Source organism: Streptomyces sp. RKND-216 (assembly GCF_004795255.1).
GTDB classification, from domain to species: Bacteria; Actinomycetota; Actinomycetes; order Streptomycetales; family Streptomycetaceae; genus Streptomyces; species Streptomyces hazeniae.
In genome coordinates, this window is the sequence record NZ_SSBQ01000002.1 from 2,228,624 (window position 1) to 2,244,057 (window position 15,434).

Here is a 15,434-nt window from a genome sequence, read left to right on the forward strand (position 1 = left end):
ATCGGCGGTGGATCTCGTGGAGTTCGCCGGCACACCTCCGGTCAGCAGCAGCCGGAGGCTCCCGGCAGCGTGCGCTTGTTGCGGGAGGCGGCGTTGCGGGCGGCGAGGTCGGCGTCCGCGGGGTAACCGACCTCCTCGAGGGTGAGGCCGTGCGGGCGGACGACGTGCACGGCGGAGTCGCGGACGCCCGCCGCAAGGACCTTGCCGGGCCATTCGGAGGGCCGGTGGCCGTCGCCGACGAACAGCATCGCGCCGACCAGCGACCGGACCATGTTGTGGCAGAACGCGTCCGCCAGGACGGTCGCCTCCAGGACGCCGTCGCGGTGCCGGACCCAGTGCAGCCGCCGTAGGGTGCGGATGGTGGTGGCGCCCTCGCGCTTCTTGCAGTAGGCGGCGAAGTCGTGTTCGCCGAGCAGCGCGTCGGCGGCGGCGTTCATCGCGTCGAGGTCCAGGGGCCAGTTGTGCCAGAGCACGTGGCCGCGGCGCAGCGGGTCGACGCCCCCGGGATGGTCGCAGACGCGGTAGGCGTAGCGCCGCCAGATCGCGGAGAAGCGCGCGTCGAAGTGGGGCGGCGCCTCGGCGACCCGGTGCACGCGGACGTCCATGGGCAGCCGTCCGGCGAGGCGGCGCAGCAGTTGGCCGCCCTGCTCGGCCCAGAGGTGGGCGGGAAGGTCGACGTGGGCGACCTGGCCGCGGGCGTGGACGCCCGCGTCGGTGCGGCCCGCGACGGTGAGCGGTGGTGCGGCGTCCAGGCGCAGCACGACGCGCAGCGCGTCCTCGATCTCCTGCTGGACGGTGCGCTGCCCGCCCTTCTGGCGGGCCCAGCCGGAGAAGTCCTTGCCGTCGTAGCTCAGGTCGAGCCGTACCCGGACGAGGCCGGGCTCCACGTCGTCGCTCACGCACTCGATCCTCTCACCACGCCCCGGCGCGCGTGACGGCCCTCCGCGCCCGTTCCTTACTCGAGGGTAGGCATCGCCGGGAGTTCTTGCTATACAGGCCGTCAACAAGCCACGGCGGATCACGACGACGCGCATCAGGGAGCCCAGCAAGGCAGGCAGCACCGTTCGGCCGGAGAACGGAGCCGACGCACGGCCCCGCGAGGACCGCCTCGCGCAGCGGCTGCTCGACTCCTCCGCCCGGCTCTCCTACGACCCGGCCACCGAGGTCGACTGGGAGACGCCCCTCGACGAGGACTTCCACGGCGCCAGCCCCGAGTGGAGCACGCTCTACGGGACGCCGTACTGGAACGAACTGACCGAGGCGCAACGCAAGGAGCTGACCCGGCAGGAGGCCGCGTCGGTGGCCAGCACCGGCATATGGTTCGAGATGATCCTCCAGCAGATGGTGCTCCGGGACATCTACGCCAAGGACCCGACGGACGAGACGGTGCAGTGGGCGCTCACCGAGATCGCCGACGAGTGCCGCCACTCCCTCATGTTCGCCCGCGGCGCGAAGAAGCTGCGCGCCCCCGCCTACCGCCCGCACCGCGTCGCCGTCGAACTCGGCCGCGCCTTCAAGACCGTCGCCTTCGGCGAGGCCGCGTACGCCGCGATCCTCGTCGCCGAAGAGGTCCTCGACGTGATGCAGCGCGACTGGATGCGCGACGAACGGGTCGTGCCGTTCGTACGCACCATCAACAACATCCACGTCGTCGAGGAGTCCCGGCACATGAAGTTCGCCCGGGACGAGACCCGCCGGCACCTCGCGCGCACCGGCCGCACCCGCCGCACGATCCACGCCTTCGTCATCGCGGTCGCCGCGTACGTGATCGTCACCAGCATGGTGCACCCCGGGGTCTACGCGAACGCCGGCCTCGACGAGCAGCGGGCGGTCCGCGAGGCGAAGGCAAACGAGCACCACAAGGCGATGATGCGCTCCAGCTGCTCGGGCCTGATGGAGTTCCTCTCCTCCTGCGGTCTGCTCACCAAGCCGGCGCTGGTCTTCTACCGGCGCGCCCACCTCATCTGAGCAAACCCATGGCCTACGCGATCACCCAGACCTGCTGCAACGACGCCACCTGCGTGGCCGTCTGCCCGGTCAACTGCATCCGCCCGACGCCGCAGGAACGGGCCTTTGGCAGCACCGAGATGCTGCACATCGACCCGCGGACCTGCATCGACTGCGGTGCCTGCGCGGACGCCTGCCCGGTGGAGGCGGTCTTCCCCGTGGACCGGCTGCCTCCGGCGCAGCAGGAGTACGCCGACATCAACGCCGCGTACTTCGCGGGCGCCGCCTCCCCCGGCGAGAGAGCCGACCACGGCCCCGTCTTCCACGCCTGGGGCCGGCCGACGTTCGACCGCACCTTGCCGTCCGACTTCGGGCCGCTGCGGGTGGCCGTGGTCGGCACCGGGCCTGCGGGCATGTACGCCGCGGAGGACCTGCTGCTGCACACGCCCGCCGAGGTCACGCTGATCGACCGGCTGCCCACGGCCGGCGGCCTCGTGCGGTACGGCGTGGCACCCGACCACCTCTCCACCCGCAGGATCGGCGCGTCCTTCGCTCGGCTCCACACCCACCCCCGCGTGCGGCTGCACCTGGGCCTGGAAGCCGGCCGGGACGTCACCGCGGACGAACTCGCCGCCCACCACGACGCAGTCGTCTGGGCCGTGGGCGCCTCCGCCGACCGCCGGGTCGGCATCCCCGGCGAGGACCTCGACGGCAGCATCCCGGCGACCACCTTCGTCTCCTGGTACAACGGCCACCCGGACGTGGCCCCGGACGCCGTCGACTTGTCCGCCGAGCGCGTCGTGGTCATCGGCAACGGCAACGTGGCGCTCGACGTCGCCCGCATCCTCGCCAGCGAACCGGAGCAGCTGGCCGCCACCGAGATCGCCGGTCACGCGCTGGCCGCGCTCCGGCGCAGCCGCGTGCGGGAGGTGGTCGTGCTCGGACGGCGCGGACCCGAGGACGCGGCGTACACCCGTTCGGAGCTGGCCGCGCTGCGGCACTTGCCGGGCGTGGACCTGGTCCTGGACGCCCACGACCCCAGGGTGGGCGCGGCGGTCGACGCGGCCGCCGGGACGCACGGCACGGCAGGCGTGCTGCGCGGCATGACGCGGGAGGCCGTGGACTGGACGCGGCCCCCGGCCGGCGACGCGCGGCGCATCGTCCTCCGCTTCCACTCGGCGCCGGTGGAGGTCTGCGGCGCGGGCGGAGCGGTGCGCGCGGTCCGTGTCTCGGGCCCGCACGGTGACGTGGAGCTCCCCGCCGGCGCGGTCCTCCGGGCGGTCGGCCACCGGGGGAGGCCGGTCGCCGGGCTCCCCTTCGACGAGGTCACCGGAACGGTGCCGCACGAGGGCGGCCGCGTACCCGGCCGTCCGGGCACCTACGTGGTGGGATGGATCAAGCGGGGACCGTCCGGGGGGATCGGGGCGAACCGCGCGTGCGCGGCGGAGACCGTGGGGACGCTGCTGGCCGACGCGGTCGCCGGTGCGCTTCCCCCGCCCGAACGCTCCCTGCGTGCGTTCACCCGTCTGGCCCGCCGCCGTCGCCGACGGTGAGGTCTCCCCGGCCCCGCCGCACAGGGAACGGGCCCGCACCCCCGAGGGGTGCGGGCCCGTTCGCAGCTGCGGGTCGCGTCAGGCGTCCTTGGACTCCTCGGCGGCCTCGTCGGCAGCCTCGTCCTTGGTGACGTCGACCTTCTCCGCGTCGGCGGCCTTCTTCTCGTCGGCCTCCTTCACGGACCGTTTCGTCGCCGCCTCGGCCTCGCCGACAGCCTTCTGCTGCACGGTGAGGGCCTCCACCAGCTCGATGACCGCCATCGGGGCGTTGTCGCCGCGGCGGTTGCCGATCTTGGTGATGCGGGTGTAGCCACCCGGACGGTTCTCGTAGCGGGGACCGATCTCGGTGAAGAGCGTGTGGACGACACCCTTGTCCAGGACCGTGCGCATGACCTGGCGGCGGTTGTGAAGGTCACCCTTCTTCGCCTTGGTGATCAGACGCTCCGCGACCGGGCGCAGGCGGCGGGCCTTCGCCTCGGTGGTGGTGATGCGGCCGTGCTCGAAGAGGTCAGTGGCGAGGTTCGCCAGCATGGCCTTCTGGTGCGCGGCGCTGCCGCCCAGACGGGCACCCTTGGTGGGCTTCGGCATGGTGATTCTCCTTGGTTACTGCACCGGCCGTGTCAGGTACCGGTGTCAGGGGTCCGTACGGACGGGCCGTCCGCACGGGCCCGGGACGGTCGGCGTACCGCCGCCCCGGAGCCGGCCGGTGCGAACCGGCCGGCCACCCGGCCCGGAGGCCGGAAGTCGTGCTGCGGGCGGCCGCAGCGCGTGCCGCCCGCTCGCCGCTCTCGGGCCGGTCCCGGCGTCCGTGGACGCCGGGACGGTCCGCTGTCGGCTTGCCTGCCTGCCGTTTCCGGCTGGCTCAGTACTGCTCGGTCTCCACGAAGCCCGGGTCGCCGCCGTCGTCGTCGGCGCCGAAGGCGTCCGCCGCGGCGGTCGGGTCGAATCCGGGCGGGCTGTCCTTGAGGGCCAGGCCCATGCCGGCCAGCTTCGCCTTGACCTCGTCGATCGACTTCGCACCGAAGTTGCGGATGTCGAGCAGGTCCGCCTCGGAACGCGCGACGAGCTCGCCCACGGAGTGGATGCCCTCGCGCTTGAGGCAGTTGTAGGAACGGACGGTGAGCTCGAGCTCCTCGATCGGGAGCGCGAGGTCCGCCGCCAGGGCCGCGTCCGTCGGCGACGGGCCCATGTCGATGCCCTCGGCGTCGACGTTGAGCTCGCGGGCCAGCCCGAACAGCTCGACCAGGGTCTTGCCGGCCGAGGCCATCGCGTCACGCGGGCGCATGGCCTGCTTGGTCTCGACGTCGACGATCAGCTTGTCGAAGTCGGTGCGCTGCTCGACTCGGGTCGCCTCGACCTTGTAGGTGACCTTCATGACGGGCGAGTAGATGGAGTCGACCGGGATGCGGCCGATCTCCTGGCCCACCTGCTTGTTCTGGACGGCGGAGACGTAGCCGCGACCGCGCTCGACGGTCAGCTCCATCTCGAGCTTGCCCTTGCCGTTCAGCGTGGCGAGCACCAGGTCGGGGTTGTGCACCTCGACACCGGCCGGCGGCGCGATGTCGGCGGCGGTGACGACGCCCGGGCCCTGCTTGCGCAGGTACATCACGACCGGCTCGTCGTGCTCGGAGGAGACGACGAGGCTCTTGATGTTGAGGATGAGGTCAGTGACGTCCTCCTTGACCCCCGGCACGGTGGTGAACTCGTGCAGGACGCCGTCGATCCGGATGCTCGTCACGGCGGCACCGGGGATCGAGGAGAGGAGCGTGCGACGAAGGGAGTTGCCGAGGGTGTAGCCGAAGCCCGGCTCCAGCGGCTCGATGACGAACCGGGAGCGGAACTCGTCGACGACCTCTTCGGTCAGTGAGGGGCGCTGAGCGATCAGCATGGGTGTGTGCCTCCAGTCTGCGGCAACCGCTATTTGATGCCGTACTGACAGGGTACGGGCGGTACCGGCCGAATGGCCGAGTACCGCCCGCCCCGTTACCGAGCGTGACCCGAATTACTTCGAGTACAGCTCGACGATCAGCTGCTCCTGCACCTGGGTGTCGATCACCGGGCGCTCGGGCAGCGAGTGGACCAGGATCCGCAGCTGCGAGGGGATGGCCTCGAGCCACGCGGGGACGGTCTTGTCGCCGGCCTCGGCCTGAGCCACCTGGAACGGGGTCATGTTCCGGGAGGACTCGCGGACCTGGATGATGTCGCTGGGGACGACGCGGGCGGAGGGGATGTCGGTCTTGCGACCGTTCACCTCGATGTGCCCGTGACGGACCAGCTGACGGGCGTGGTCGCGGGACTTGGCGAAGCCGGCCCGGTAGACCACGTTGTCGAGGCGGGTCTCGAGGATGCGCAGCAGGTTCTCACCCGTCTTGCCCTGCTGGCGGTTCGCCTCGTTGAAGTACCCGCGGAACTGCTTCTCCAGCACGCCGTAGATGCGAGCAGCCTTCTGCTTCTCGCGCTTCTGCAGCAGGTACTCGGAGTCCTTGGTGCGCCCGCGCCCGTGCTCACCCGGGGGGTAAGGACGGATCTCGATCGGGCACTTCGCGCTCTCGCACTTAGCTCCCTTGAGGAAGAGCTTCTGCTTCTCCCGACGGCAACGCTTGCAGTCGGCCCCGGTGTAACGCGCCATTGTCTAGATCTCCTACTTCCTGATGGTCAGACTCGGCGACGCTTCGGCGGGCGGCAGCCGTTGTGCGGGGTCGGGGTGACGTCCTGGATGGACCCGACCTCGAGGCCGGTGGCCTGGAGGGAGCGGATCGCGGTCTCACGGCCGGAGCCGGGACCCTTCACGAAGACGTCGACCTTGCGCATGCCGTGCTCCTGAGCGCGACGCGCGGCGTTCTCCGCGGCCATCTGCGCGGCGAACGGCGTGGACTTGCGCGAGCCCTTGAAGCCGACGTGGCCGGCCGAGGCCCAGGAGATCACGTTGCCGGTCGGGTCGGTGATCGAGACGATGGTGTTGTTGAACGTGCTCTTGATGTGAGCGTGCCCGTGGGCGACGTTCTTCTTCTCCTTGCGGCGCACCTTCTTGGCGCCGGCCGTACGGCCCTTCGGAGGCATAGAGGTCTACTCCCGTGGAGGTGGTCGGTCCGACAGCGGGACCGCTGGTCAGCGTGTCCGCAGTGGACTACTTCTTGCCCGGCTTCTTCTTGCCGGCGATCGCGCGACGCGGGCCCTTGCGGGTACGCGCGTTGGTCTTCGTGCGCTGGCCGTGGACCGGGAGGCCCCGACGGTGGCGCAGACCCTGGTAGCTGCCGATCTCGACCTTGCGGCGGATGTCGGCCTGGATCTCACGGCGGAGGTCACCCTCCACCTGGAGGTTGTTGTCCACGTACTCGCGGATCTTGACCAGGTCCTCCTCGGCGAGGTCCCGGACGCGGGTGTCCGGGCTGACGCCGGTGGCGGCCAGGGTCTCCTGGGATCGCGTACGGCCGATGCCGAAGACGTAGGTGAGGGCGACCTCGACGCGCTTGTCGCGCGGGAGGTCAACGCCTGCGAGGCGTGCCATGTATGTGGCTCCTGATTTCTGCGGAGGTCTGGCGCAGCACCGTTCCCGTAGGTCTCCCGGGGGAGTTACGAGCCGGGTCCTCGGCCTCCGACCGAGGGTGTCGTCCCCACCGGCTGTGCGTTCTCGGCGAGCGGGGGGTCGGGTGACTGCGTATGTACTTTTCGCTTGCGTCGCGCGAAGAGTTGCGAGCGAGGTGCGAAGGCGAGGGTCGGCTGCGTTCAGCCCTGGCGCTGCTTGTGGCGCAGGTTGTCGCAGATGACCATGACCCGGCCGTGACGGCGGATCACCTTGCACTTGTCGCAGATCTTCTTGACGCTCGGCTTGACCTTCATGAAAGTGAGGTTCTCCGGGTCAGTGCCGACGCCCTGCACCGGAGGATTCCGGCTCAGGGCGTCTGCAAGATCTACTTGTAGCGGTAGACGATCCGCCCGCGCGTCAGGTCGTAGGGAGACAGCTCCACCACGACCCGGTCGTCGGGAAGGATACGGATGTAGTGCATCCGCATCTTGCCGCTGATGTGCGCAAGGACCTGGTGGCCGTTCTGCAGCTCCACCTTGAACATCGCGTTCGGGAGAGACTCGACGACCGTGCCCTCGATCTCGATGGCCCCTTGTTTTTTGGCCATGCTTGAGCGCTTCACCTTCCGGGATCGGCTACCTGGGGTGGCCCGGGGCACACGAAGACACCCGGACCGACGAGCAAGTCTACTTCACGGCACCCGGAAAGACGAATCGGGGAAGTATCCCCCGGGAGGAAGATCGTTAAGCGTCGGGAACGACGTCTCTTCGAGACCGTCCTGTTACCCGAGCGGGTCGGGGGCGGTGGTGACGCCCAGCTCGGCCAGCTTGGCCCGGCCGCCGTCCGGCGCGGTGAGCACCAGCGGACCCTGCTCGGTCAGCGCGATCGAATGCTCCCAGTGGCTCGACCACGTGCCGTCGTCGGTGAGGACGGTCCACTCGTCCGAGAGCACGTGCGTCTTCGGCGTCCCCAGGCCGACCATGGGCTCGATGGCCAGAGCCATGCCCGGCACCAGCTTCGGGTTGTGCCGGCCGATGAGGCGGCGCCGATCGACGTAGTTCAGCAGGTGCGGGTCCATGTGCATCTGCGAGCCGATGCCGTGGCCGCCGTAGTCCTCGATGATCCCGTACTTGCCGGAGGCCGGCCGCGGCTGGCGGCGGATGTAGCCCTCGATGGCCCGGGAGATGTCGGCCAGCCGGTGCCCCTTGCGGACCGCGGCGAGGCCGGCCCACATGGACTCCTCGGTCACCCGGCTCAGCTCGTGCAGCTCGGGGGCATGGCCCTCGCCGACGAAGACAGTGATCGCGGCGTCGCCGTGCCAGCCGTCGATGATCGCCCCGGCGTCGATGGACAGCAGGTCGCCGTTCTTGAGGACGGTGTCCTTGCTGGGGATGCCGTGGACGACGACGTCGTTGACCGAGGTGCAGATGTTGCCGGGGAACCCGCCATAGCCGAGGAAGTTCGGCTTGGCGTCGTGCTCCGCGAGCACCTTGGCGGCGACGTCGTCCAGGTCCTTCGTCGTCGCGCCGGGGACGGCGGCTTCGCGGCACGCCTTGTGCATGGCGGCGACGACCAGCCCCGCGGCGCGCATCTTCGCGATCTGCTCAGGGGTCTTGATCTCGACCATGGTGTTCTGTCGCCTCCTGCCCGTGGGCGCTACTGCGTGGAATTCTCCCCGTCCCCGACCCTTCCCGAAAGCCGGGAGACCGCCCGGGCCTCACAGACGCCCGGGGCCGGGCCGGCCCCGGGCACGCGGGGTGCCCGGGGCGGTCGAGGGAACGGCCGTCGGGCACTGCGGCGGGAAGCCGGACGCGGCCCGGGCGGGCCAGGGACGACTGTTAGCCGCGCCCCAGCGCGGACATCGCCCGCTGCGTGACCTCGGCCGCGGCGCCGAGCCCGGAGATGGTGGTCACCAGACCCTGCGCCTTGTAGTAGTCGATGATCGGCTCGGTCTCGCTGTGGTACACGGCGAGCCGCTTGCGCACGGTCGCCTCGCTGTCGTCCTCGCGCTGATACAGCTCGCCGCCGCACTTGTCGCAGACCCCGTCGGCCTCCGGCGGCGCGTACTCCGCGTGGAAGACGTGACTGGAGTCGGTACGGCAGATGCGCCGGCCGGCGATCCGCTTGACGACCTCCTCTTCGGGGACCTCCAGGTCCAGCACCGCGTCGAGCTTCAACTCGTGGGTGCCGAGGTAGCGGTCCAGCGCCTCAGCCTGGCCGATGTTCCGCGGGAAACCGTCCAGCAGGAAGCCGCCGGAGGCGTCCTCCTGCTGCATACGGTCCTCGGCCATGCCGATGGTGACCTCGTCCGGCACCAGGCGCCCCGCGTCCATGAACTCCTTGGCCTGCCGTCCGAGCGGCGTGCCCTGGGAGATGTTGGCGCGGAAGAGGTCGCCCGTGGAGATGTGCGGGATCGACAGGTTCTCGGCGAGGTACGCGGCCTGCGTGCCCTTACCCGCACCCGGCGGTCCGACGAGGACGATTCGCATCAGCGGAGGAACCCTTCGTAATGGCGCTGCTGCAGCTGGCTCTCGATCTGCTTCACGGTCTCGAGCCCCACACCGACGATGATGAGAATGCTCGTGCCACCGAACGGGAAGTTCTGCTGAGCACCGAAACCAACCAGCGCGACGGTGGGCACCAGAGCGATCAGACCCAGGTAGAGCGAACCGGGCCATGTGATGCGGTTCAGCACATAGCTCAGGTACTCGGCCGTGGGGCGTCCCGCACGGATGCCCGGGATGAAGCCACCATACTTCTTCATGTTGTCTGCAACTTCTTCGGGGTTGAACGTGATGGCCACGTAGAAGAAGGCGAAGAAGACGATCAGGAGGAAGTACACGCTGATGTAGAGCGGGGAACTCTGCTGCGTCAGGTTGGCCTGGATCCAGTCCGCCCAGCCCGCCTGGGAGTTGCTGAACTGCACCACCAGAGCGGGAATGTAGAGCAGGGACGAGGCGAAAATCACAGGAATGATGCCGGCCTGGTTGACCTTCAGCGGAATGTACGTCGAGGTGCCGCCGTAGGAACGCCGGCCGATCATGCGCTTCGCGTACTGCACCGGAATGCGGCGCTGCGCCTGCTCGACGAAGACGACCAGGACGACCATCGCGAGGCCCGCGAGAATCACAACACCGAACTCGATCCAGCCGCCGGCGAGCTTGCCCTGCTGCTTGATGGCCCACAGCGCACCGGGGAAACCGGCCGCGATGGAGATGAACATCAGGATGGACATGCCGTTGCCGATGCCGCGGTCGGTGATGAGCTCACCGAGCCACATGATCAGACCCGAACCCGCCGTCATGCAGATCACCATCACCACGGTGGTGAAGACGCCGTCGTTCGGGACGATCTCCCTGCCCACCGGGCACTGCGGGAAGAGCGCGCCACTGCGGGCGGTCGCGACCAGACCGGTCGCCTGCAGGACGGACAGCGCCACGGTCAGGTAACGCGTGTACTGCGTGATCTTGGCCTGGCCGGACTGTCCTTCCTTCTTCAGCTGCTCCAGCCGGGGAATCACCACGACCAGCAGCTGGAGAATGATGCTGGCAGTGATGTAGGGCATGATGCCGAGCGCGAAGATGGTGAGCTGGAGCAACGCACCGCCGCTGAACATGTTCACCAGACCGAACAGGCCGCTGTTGGACTCGGCCATGTTCATGCACTGGTTGACGTTCTCAAAGCTGACGCCGGGTACCGGGACGTGCGCCCCGACGCGGAAGAGCACGATGATGCCCAGCGTGAACAGCAGCTTCTTGCGCAGGTCGGGCGTCTGGAACGCCCGGGCGAACGCGGTGAGCACGGTGCCTCCTGCGACCTCCCGGCACGAACGCGCGAGAGGGACGGTCTTGGGGGTCGGTATCAACAGTGCACGCCACCTTACCGGCGGCGACGGGCCCGGGGAACGACCACTCGTGACGGAACCATCACGACCGCTGGCCGACCCCGGCAACAGCTGACCGGGGATGCCCATGGGACACCCCCGGTCAGCCGGTCAAACGAACTCAGACGAGCTCGGTGACGGTTCCACCGGCGGCGGTGATCTTCTCCTTGGCGGAGCCGGAGACCTTGTCGACGGTCACCTGCAGCGCCACGGAGACCTGTCCGTCGCCCAGCACCTTCACCAGTTCGTTCTTGCGCACGGCGCCCTTGTCCACCAGGTCGGCCACGGTCACCTCGCCACCCTTCGGGTAGAGGACGGCGAGCTTCTCGAGGTTCACCACCTGGAAGTTCTTGTGCGCCGGGTTCTTGAAGCCCCGGAGCTTGGGCAGCCGCATGTGCAGCGGCATCTGCCCGCCCTCGAAGCGCTCGGGAACCTGGTAACGGGCCTTCGTGCCCTTGGTGCCACGACCCGCGGTCTTGCCCTTGGACGCCTCACCACGACCGACACGGGTCTTGGCGGTCTTGGCGCCGGGGGCCGGCCGGAGGTTGTGGACCTTCAGCGGCTTGTCGCCCTGCGGCTCAGCCATCTCAGTCGACCTCCTCGACCGTCACGAGGTGACGCACGGTGTGCACCATGCCGACGACCTCGGGACGGGCCTCCTTGACGGAGACGTCGTTCACACGCTTCAGACCGAGGGTCCGCAGCGTGTCCCGGTGGTTCTGCTTGGTCCCGATGACGGAACGCGTCTGCGTGATCTTCAGGCGAGCCATTACGCATTCACCCCGGCACGCGCCCGCAGCAGAGCGGCGGGAGCCACGTCCTCGAGCGGCAGGCCACGACGGGCGGCGATCTCCTCGGGACGCTGCAGGCCCCGCAGAGCGGCCACCGTGGCGTGCACGATGTTGATCGGGTTGGCCGAGCCGAGCGACTTGCTCAGCACGTCGTGGATGCCCGCGCACTCCAGCACGGCACGCACCGGGCCACCGGCGATCACACCGGTACCGGGCGACGCCGGCTTGAGCAGCACGACACCCGCGGCCTCCTCACCCTGGATCGGGTGCGGGATGGTGCCCTGGATACGGGGGACCTTGAAGAAGTGCTTCTTCGCCTCCTCGACGCCCTTGGCGATGGCAGACGGCACCTCCTTGGCCTTGCCGTAACCGACACCCACGGTGCCGTCACCATCGCCCACCACGACCAGCGCGGTGAAGCTGAAGCGACGACCACCCTTCACAACCTTGGCGACTCGGTTGATCGCGACGACGCGCTCGACGTACGCCGTCTTCTCGGCGGCGGCGCCGCCATCCCGGCCCTTGCGGTCCCGGCGGTCGCCACCGGCGCCGCCACCGCGGCGCTGGGGTCCAGCCATTGGAATTACCTCTCTCGTTTCCGTCCGCGTCCGCGGAACCGGCTCAGAACTTGAGCCCGGCTTCGCGGGCGGCGTCAGCCAGAGCGGCAATCCGCCCTGCGTACTTGTTTCCACCGCGGTCGAAGACGACGGCCTCGACACCCGCAGCCTTCGCACGCTCGGCGACCAGGGCGCCGACCTTCTGGGCCTGCGAGCTCTTGTCGCCCTCACCGCTCCGGATGGAGCCGTCCAGCGACGACGCGGAGGCCACGGTGTGGCCCTTGATGTCGTCGATGACCTGCGCCACCATGTGGCGGTTCGAGCGCGTCACGACCAGACGAGGACGCTCGGGCGTGCCCGAGATCTTCTTCCGGATGCGAATGTGCCGGCGCTTGGCGGCGGCGCGCTTGTAGGCGTCGCCCTTAGCGATCTTCACGCCGTATGCCATGGCTTACTTACCAGCCTTTCCGACCTTGCGGCGGATGACCTCGCCCGCGTACTTCACGCCCTTGGCCTTGTACGGGTCGGGCTTGCGCAGCTTGCGGATGTTCGCGGCGACCTCGCCGACCTTCTGCTTGTCGATGCCCTCGACCGAGAACTTGGTCGGCGACTCGACCTTGAACGAGATGCCTTCCGGCGCCTCGATCAGGATCGGGTGGCTGTAGCCCAGCGAGAACTCCAGGTTGGAGCCCTTGGCCTGGACGCGGTAACCGACACCGCTGATCTCGAGAGCCTTGGTGTAACCCTGGGTCACGCCAGTGATCATGTTCGCCACCAGCGTGCGGGACAGGCCGTGCAGGGCCCTGTTCCGGCTCTCGTCGTTCGGGCGGGTGACGTTGAGCACGCCGTCCTCGCCCTTGGCGATCTCGATGGGTGCGGCGATCGTGTGCGTGAGGGAGCCCTTCGGGCCCTTCACGTCGACCTGCCGGCCATCGAGGGTGACGTCCACACCGGCGGGAACCTGGATGGGGAGCTTGCCGATTCGCGACATGGCTTTACCTCCGTTCCCTTCCGTTACCAGACGTAGGCGAGGACTTCCCCGCCCACACCCTTCTTCTGTGCCTGCTGGCCGGTCAGGAGGCCGTGGGACGTGGAGATGATCGCCACGCCCAGGCCGCCGAGAACCTTCGGCAGGTTGGTGGACTTTGCGTAGACCCGAAGACCCGGCTTCGAGATCCGCTTGATGCCGGCGATCGAACGCTCACGGTTCGGGCCGAACTTCAGCTCGAGGACGAGGGACTTGCCCACGGGGGCGTCCTCGGTCTTCCAGCCGGTGATGTAACCCTCCTGCTGGAGGATCTCCGCGATGTGCGACTTGATCTTGCTGTGCGGCATCGCGACGGTGTCGTGGTACGCCGAGTTCGCGTTTCGCAGACGCGTCAGCATGTCTGCGATCGGATCGGTCATGGTCATGTGCTGGCCTTCGGCCTCTCTCGCCGGGGTTTCCTGTCTGCTCCGTCCTTCTCCCCGCACGCGCCTCGGCGGCGCGGCGGGACAGGTGTGGAGCGGGGACCTACGGCGTAGTAAGTCGTGTCCGGGCGCCGGGCGCCCGACCCTCCACCCTAAGGGATGCGGGTCGGGGCTCGACATCCAGGTTCCTTACCGAGAGTCCTGGCTGGTCGACTGCGAAGAGCCGATTACCAGGAACTCTTGGTGACGCCCGGCAGCTCACCGCGGTGCGCCATCTGGCGGAGGCACACGCGGCACAGGCCGAACTTGCGGTAGACGGAGTGCGGGCGACCGCAGCGCTGGCAGCGCGTGTAGGCGCGCACCGCGAACTTCGGCTTACGGCTCGCCTTGGCGATCAGAGCCTTCTTCGCCATGTCAGTTCTCCTTGAACGGGAAGCCGAGGTGACGAAGCAGCGCGCGGCCCTCCTCGTCGGTGGTCGCCGTGGTGACCACGGTGATGTCCATGCCCCGGACCCGGTCGATCTTGTCCTGGTCGATCTCGTGGAACATGACCTGCTCCGTGAGACCGAAGGTGTAGTTGCCGCGGCCGTCGAACTGCTTGGGCGACAGTCCGCGGAAGTCGCGGATGCGCGGCAGTGCGAGCGACAGCAGGCGGTCCAGGAACTCCCACATCCGGTCGCCCCGGAGGGTGGAGTGGGCGCCGATCGGCTGCCCCTCGCGCAGCTTGAACTGCGCGATGGACTTCCGAGCCTTGGTCACGGCCGGCTTCTGGCCGGTGATCGTGGCGAGGTCCTTGATGGCACCCTCGATCAGCTTGGAGTCGCGGGCGGCGTCGCCCACACCCATGTTGACCACGATCTTCGTGAGACCGGGGATCTGCATGACGTTCTCGTACTTGAACTCGTCACGCAGCTTGCCCGCGATCTCCTCGCGGTAGCGCGTCTTCAGACGCGGCGCGGTGGCAGTGGTGGTGGCAGTCATCAGATGTCCTCACCGGTCCGCTTGGCAACGCGGATCTTGTTGCCCTCGTCGTCGAAGCGGTATCCGACACGGGTGACGACCTTCTTGCCACCGGACTCCACGACGAGCTGCACGTTGCTCACGTGGATGGGTGCCTCGGTCGTCACGATGCCGCCGGTCTTCGAGCCACGAGCGGTCTGGCCGGCCTTGGTGTGCTTCTTGACCCGGTTGACACCCTCGACCAGGACACGGTCCTCGCGGGGGAAGGCCACGATGACCTTGCCCTGCTTGCCCTTGTCCTTGCCGGTGATGACCTGGACCAGGTCGCCCTTCTTGATCTTCATGCTCACAGCACCTCCGGCGCGAGCGAGACGATCCTCATGAACTTCTTCTCGCGCAGCTCACGGCCCACGGGGCCGAAGATACGGGTGCCGCGGGGGTCGCCGTCGCCCTTGAGGATGACGGCGGCGTTCTCATCGAAACGGATGTACGAACCGTCGGGGCGACGGCGCTCCTTCACGGTGCGCACGATGACCGCCTTGACGATCTCGCCCTTCTTCACGTTGCCGCCCGGGATCGCGTCCTTGACGGTGGCGACGACGACGTCACCGATGCCCGCGTAGCGACGGCCCGAACCACCGAGTACACGGATGGTGAGGATCTCCTTCGCACCCGTGTTGTCGGCGACGCGAAGCCGAGACTCCTGCTGGATCACGTCTATCTCCTGATCGTCTGCCGGTTCCCGGCGGGGCGCCCACACGGGGTGCGCGCCCCACCGAGCCTGGCGGAACTCCTCCCGGGGCCAGA

General features: G+C 68.8%; 23 protein-coding genes. 2 read left to right on the top strand and 21 right to left on the bottom strand.

Annotation, left to right across the window (positions count from 1 at the left end; translation table 11 throughout):
* Positions 1-41: 41 nt before the first annotated feature.
* Positions 42-899 (bottom strand): tRNA pseudouridine(38-40) synthase TruA, encoded by an 858-nt coding sequence (gene truA, locus E4198_RS09705; RefSeq protein WP_136182816.1) that lies wholly within the window; start codon positions 897-899, stop codon positions 42-44.
* A gap of 133 nt (positions 900-1,032) precedes the next feature.
* Here truA and E4198_RS09710 point away from each other — a divergent pair, with 133 nt between their 5' ends.
* Both E4198_RS09710 and E4198_RS09715 read left to right on the top strand, forming a co-directional pair.
* On the top strand, positions 1,033-1,968 hold the full coding sequence (locus E4198_RS09710) for a diiron oxygenase (protein WP_210732915.1): 936 nt from the start codon (positions 1,033-1,035) through the stop codon (positions 1,966-1,968).
* A gap of 8 nt (positions 1,969-1,976) precedes the next feature.
* Positions 1,977-3,500: an FAD-dependent oxidoreductase gene (locus E4198_RS09715; RefSeq protein ID WP_136182818.1), complete on the top strand. Its 1,524-nt coding sequence runs from the start codon at positions 1,977-1,979 to the stop codon at positions 3,498-3,500.
* A gap of 78 nt (positions 3,501-3,578) precedes the next feature.
* Here the strand turns inward: E4198_RS09715 and rplQ are convergent, their stop codons facing one another.
* The 20 genes from rplQ to rplN form a co-directional block, all read right to left on the bottom strand.
* Positions 3,579-4,088, bottom strand: a complete 510-nt coding sequence (rplQ, locus tag E4198_RS09720; protein WP_027763373.1) for a 50S ribosomal protein L17 — start codon at positions 4,086-4,088, stop codon at positions 3,579-3,581.
* Positions 4,089-4,362: 274 nt separating this feature from the next.
* The gene (locus E4198_RS09725; RefSeq protein ID WP_136182819.1) at positions 4,363-5,388 is read right to left on the bottom strand and encodes a DNA-directed RNA polymerase subunit alpha; all 1,026 of its coding nucleotides are present in this window, start codon (positions 5,386-5,388) and stop codon (positions 4,363-4,365) included.
* A gap of 114 nt (positions 5,389-5,502) precedes the next feature.
* Positions 5,503-6,129, bottom strand: coding sequence for a 30S ribosomal protein S4 (rpsD, locus tag E4198_RS09730; protein ID WP_027763375.1), 627 nt, complete (start codon positions 6,127-6,129; stop codon positions 5,503-5,505).
* Positions 6,130-6,155: 26 nt separating this feature from the next.
* Positions 6,156-6,560 (bottom strand): 30S ribosomal protein S11, encoded by a 405-nt coding sequence (rpsK, locus tag E4198_RS09735; RefSeq protein ID WP_016473404.1) that lies wholly within the window; start codon positions 6,558-6,560, stop codon positions 6,156-6,158.
* Positions 6,561-6,627: 67 nt separating this feature from the next.
* Positions 6,628-7,008, bottom strand: a complete 381-nt coding sequence (rpsM, locus tag E4198_RS09740) for a 30S ribosomal protein S13 (protein WP_027763376.1) — start codon at positions 7,006-7,008, stop codon at positions 6,628-6,630.
* 218 nt (positions 7,009-7,226) lie between these two features.
* Positions 7,227-7,340 (bottom strand): 50S ribosomal protein L36, encoded by a 114-nt coding sequence (rpmJ, locus tag E4198_RS09745; protein ID WP_003956441.1) that lies wholly within the window; start codon positions 7,338-7,340, stop codon positions 7,227-7,229.
* A gap of 71 nt (positions 7,341-7,411) precedes the next feature.
* Positions 7,412-7,633, bottom strand: a complete 222-nt coding sequence (gene infA / locus E4198_RS09750) for a translation initiation factor IF-1 (protein WP_003948620.1) — start codon at positions 7,631-7,633, stop codon at positions 7,412-7,414.
* Between the two features lie 174 nt (positions 7,634-7,807).
* Positions 7,808-8,653: a type I methionyl aminopeptidase gene (map, locus tag E4198_RS09755; protein ID WP_136182820.1), complete on the bottom strand. Its 846-nt coding sequence runs from the start codon at positions 8,651-8,653 to the stop codon at positions 7,808-7,810.
* Positions 8,654-8,864: 211 nt separating this feature from the next.
* Entirely contained in the window at positions 8,865-9,515 is a 651-nt protein-coding gene (locus E4198_RS09760) for an adenylate kinase (RefSeq protein WP_136182821.1), read from the bottom strand.
* On the bottom strand, positions 9,515-10,828 hold the full coding sequence (gene secY / locus E4198_RS09765) for a preprotein translocase subunit SecY (protein WP_136182822.1): 1,314 nt from the start codon (positions 10,826-10,828) through the stop codon (positions 9,515-9,517). Before secY ends, E4198_RS09760 begins: the two co-directional genes overlap by 1 nt.
* 202 nt (positions 10,829-11,030) lie before the next feature.
* A complete protein-coding gene (gene rplO / locus E4198_RS09770; protein WP_136182823.1) occupies positions 11,031-11,495 on the bottom strand; it encodes a 50S ribosomal protein L15 in 465 nt (154 codons plus the stop codon).
* Between the two features lies 1 nt (position 11,496).
* Positions 11,497-11,679 carry a 50S ribosomal protein L30 gene (rpmD, locus tag E4198_RS09775; RefSeq protein ID WP_027763381.1) on the bottom strand — a complete coding sequence of 61 codons (183 nt, stop codon included), beginning with the start codon at positions 11,677-11,679 and terminating at the stop codon, positions 11,497-11,499.
* Complete coding sequence (gene rpsE / locus E4198_RS09780; RefSeq protein WP_027763382.1) at positions 11,679-12,278, bottom strand: 30S ribosomal protein S5; 600 nt, start codon at positions 12,276-12,278, stop codon at positions 11,679-11,681. The genes rpmD and rpsE overlap by 1 nt, the downstream gene beginning before the upstream one ends.
* A 43-nt stretch (positions 12,279-12,321) precedes the next feature.
* Positions 12,322-12,705 (bottom strand): 50S ribosomal protein L18, encoded by a 384-nt coding sequence (rplR, locus tag E4198_RS09785; RefSeq protein WP_136182824.1) that lies wholly within the window; start codon positions 12,703-12,705, stop codon positions 12,322-12,324.
* Positions 12,706-12,708: 3 nt separating this feature from the next.
* Positions 12,709-13,248 carry a 50S ribosomal protein L6 gene (gene rplF, locus E4198_RS09790; protein WP_136182825.1) on the bottom strand — a complete coding sequence of 180 codons (540 nt, stop codon included), beginning with the start codon at positions 13,246-13,248 and terminating at the stop codon, positions 12,709-12,711.
* Between the two features lie 23 nt (positions 13,249-13,271).
* A complete protein-coding gene (gene rpsH, locus E4198_RS09795; RefSeq protein ID WP_027763385.1) occupies positions 13,272-13,670 on the bottom strand; it encodes a 30S ribosomal protein S8 in 399 nt (132 codons plus the stop codon).
* Positions 13,671-13,894: 224 nt separating this feature from the next.
* Positions 13,895-14,080, bottom strand: a complete 186-nt coding sequence (locus E4198_RS09805; protein ID WP_136182826.1) for a type Z 30S ribosomal protein S14 — start codon at positions 14,078-14,080, stop codon at positions 13,895-13,897.
* Between the two features lies 1 nt (position 14,081).
* Positions 14,082-14,648: a 50S ribosomal protein L5 gene (gene rplE / locus E4198_RS09810; RefSeq protein WP_136182827.1), complete on the bottom strand. Its 567-nt coding sequence runs from the start codon at positions 14,646-14,648 to the stop codon at positions 14,082-14,084.
* Positions 14,648-14,971: a 50S ribosomal protein L24 gene (gene rplX / locus E4198_RS09815; protein ID WP_136182828.1), complete on the bottom strand. Its 324-nt coding sequence runs from the start codon at positions 14,969-14,971 to the stop codon at positions 14,648-14,650. Before rplX ends, rplE begins: the two co-directional genes overlap by 1 nt.
* A 2-nt stretch (positions 14,972-14,973) precedes the next feature.
* Entirely contained in the window at positions 14,974-15,342 is a 369-nt protein-coding gene (gene rplN, locus E4198_RS09820) for a 50S ribosomal protein L14 (RefSeq protein WP_027763388.1), read from the bottom strand.
* Positions 15,343-15,434 lie beyond the last annotated feature (92 nt).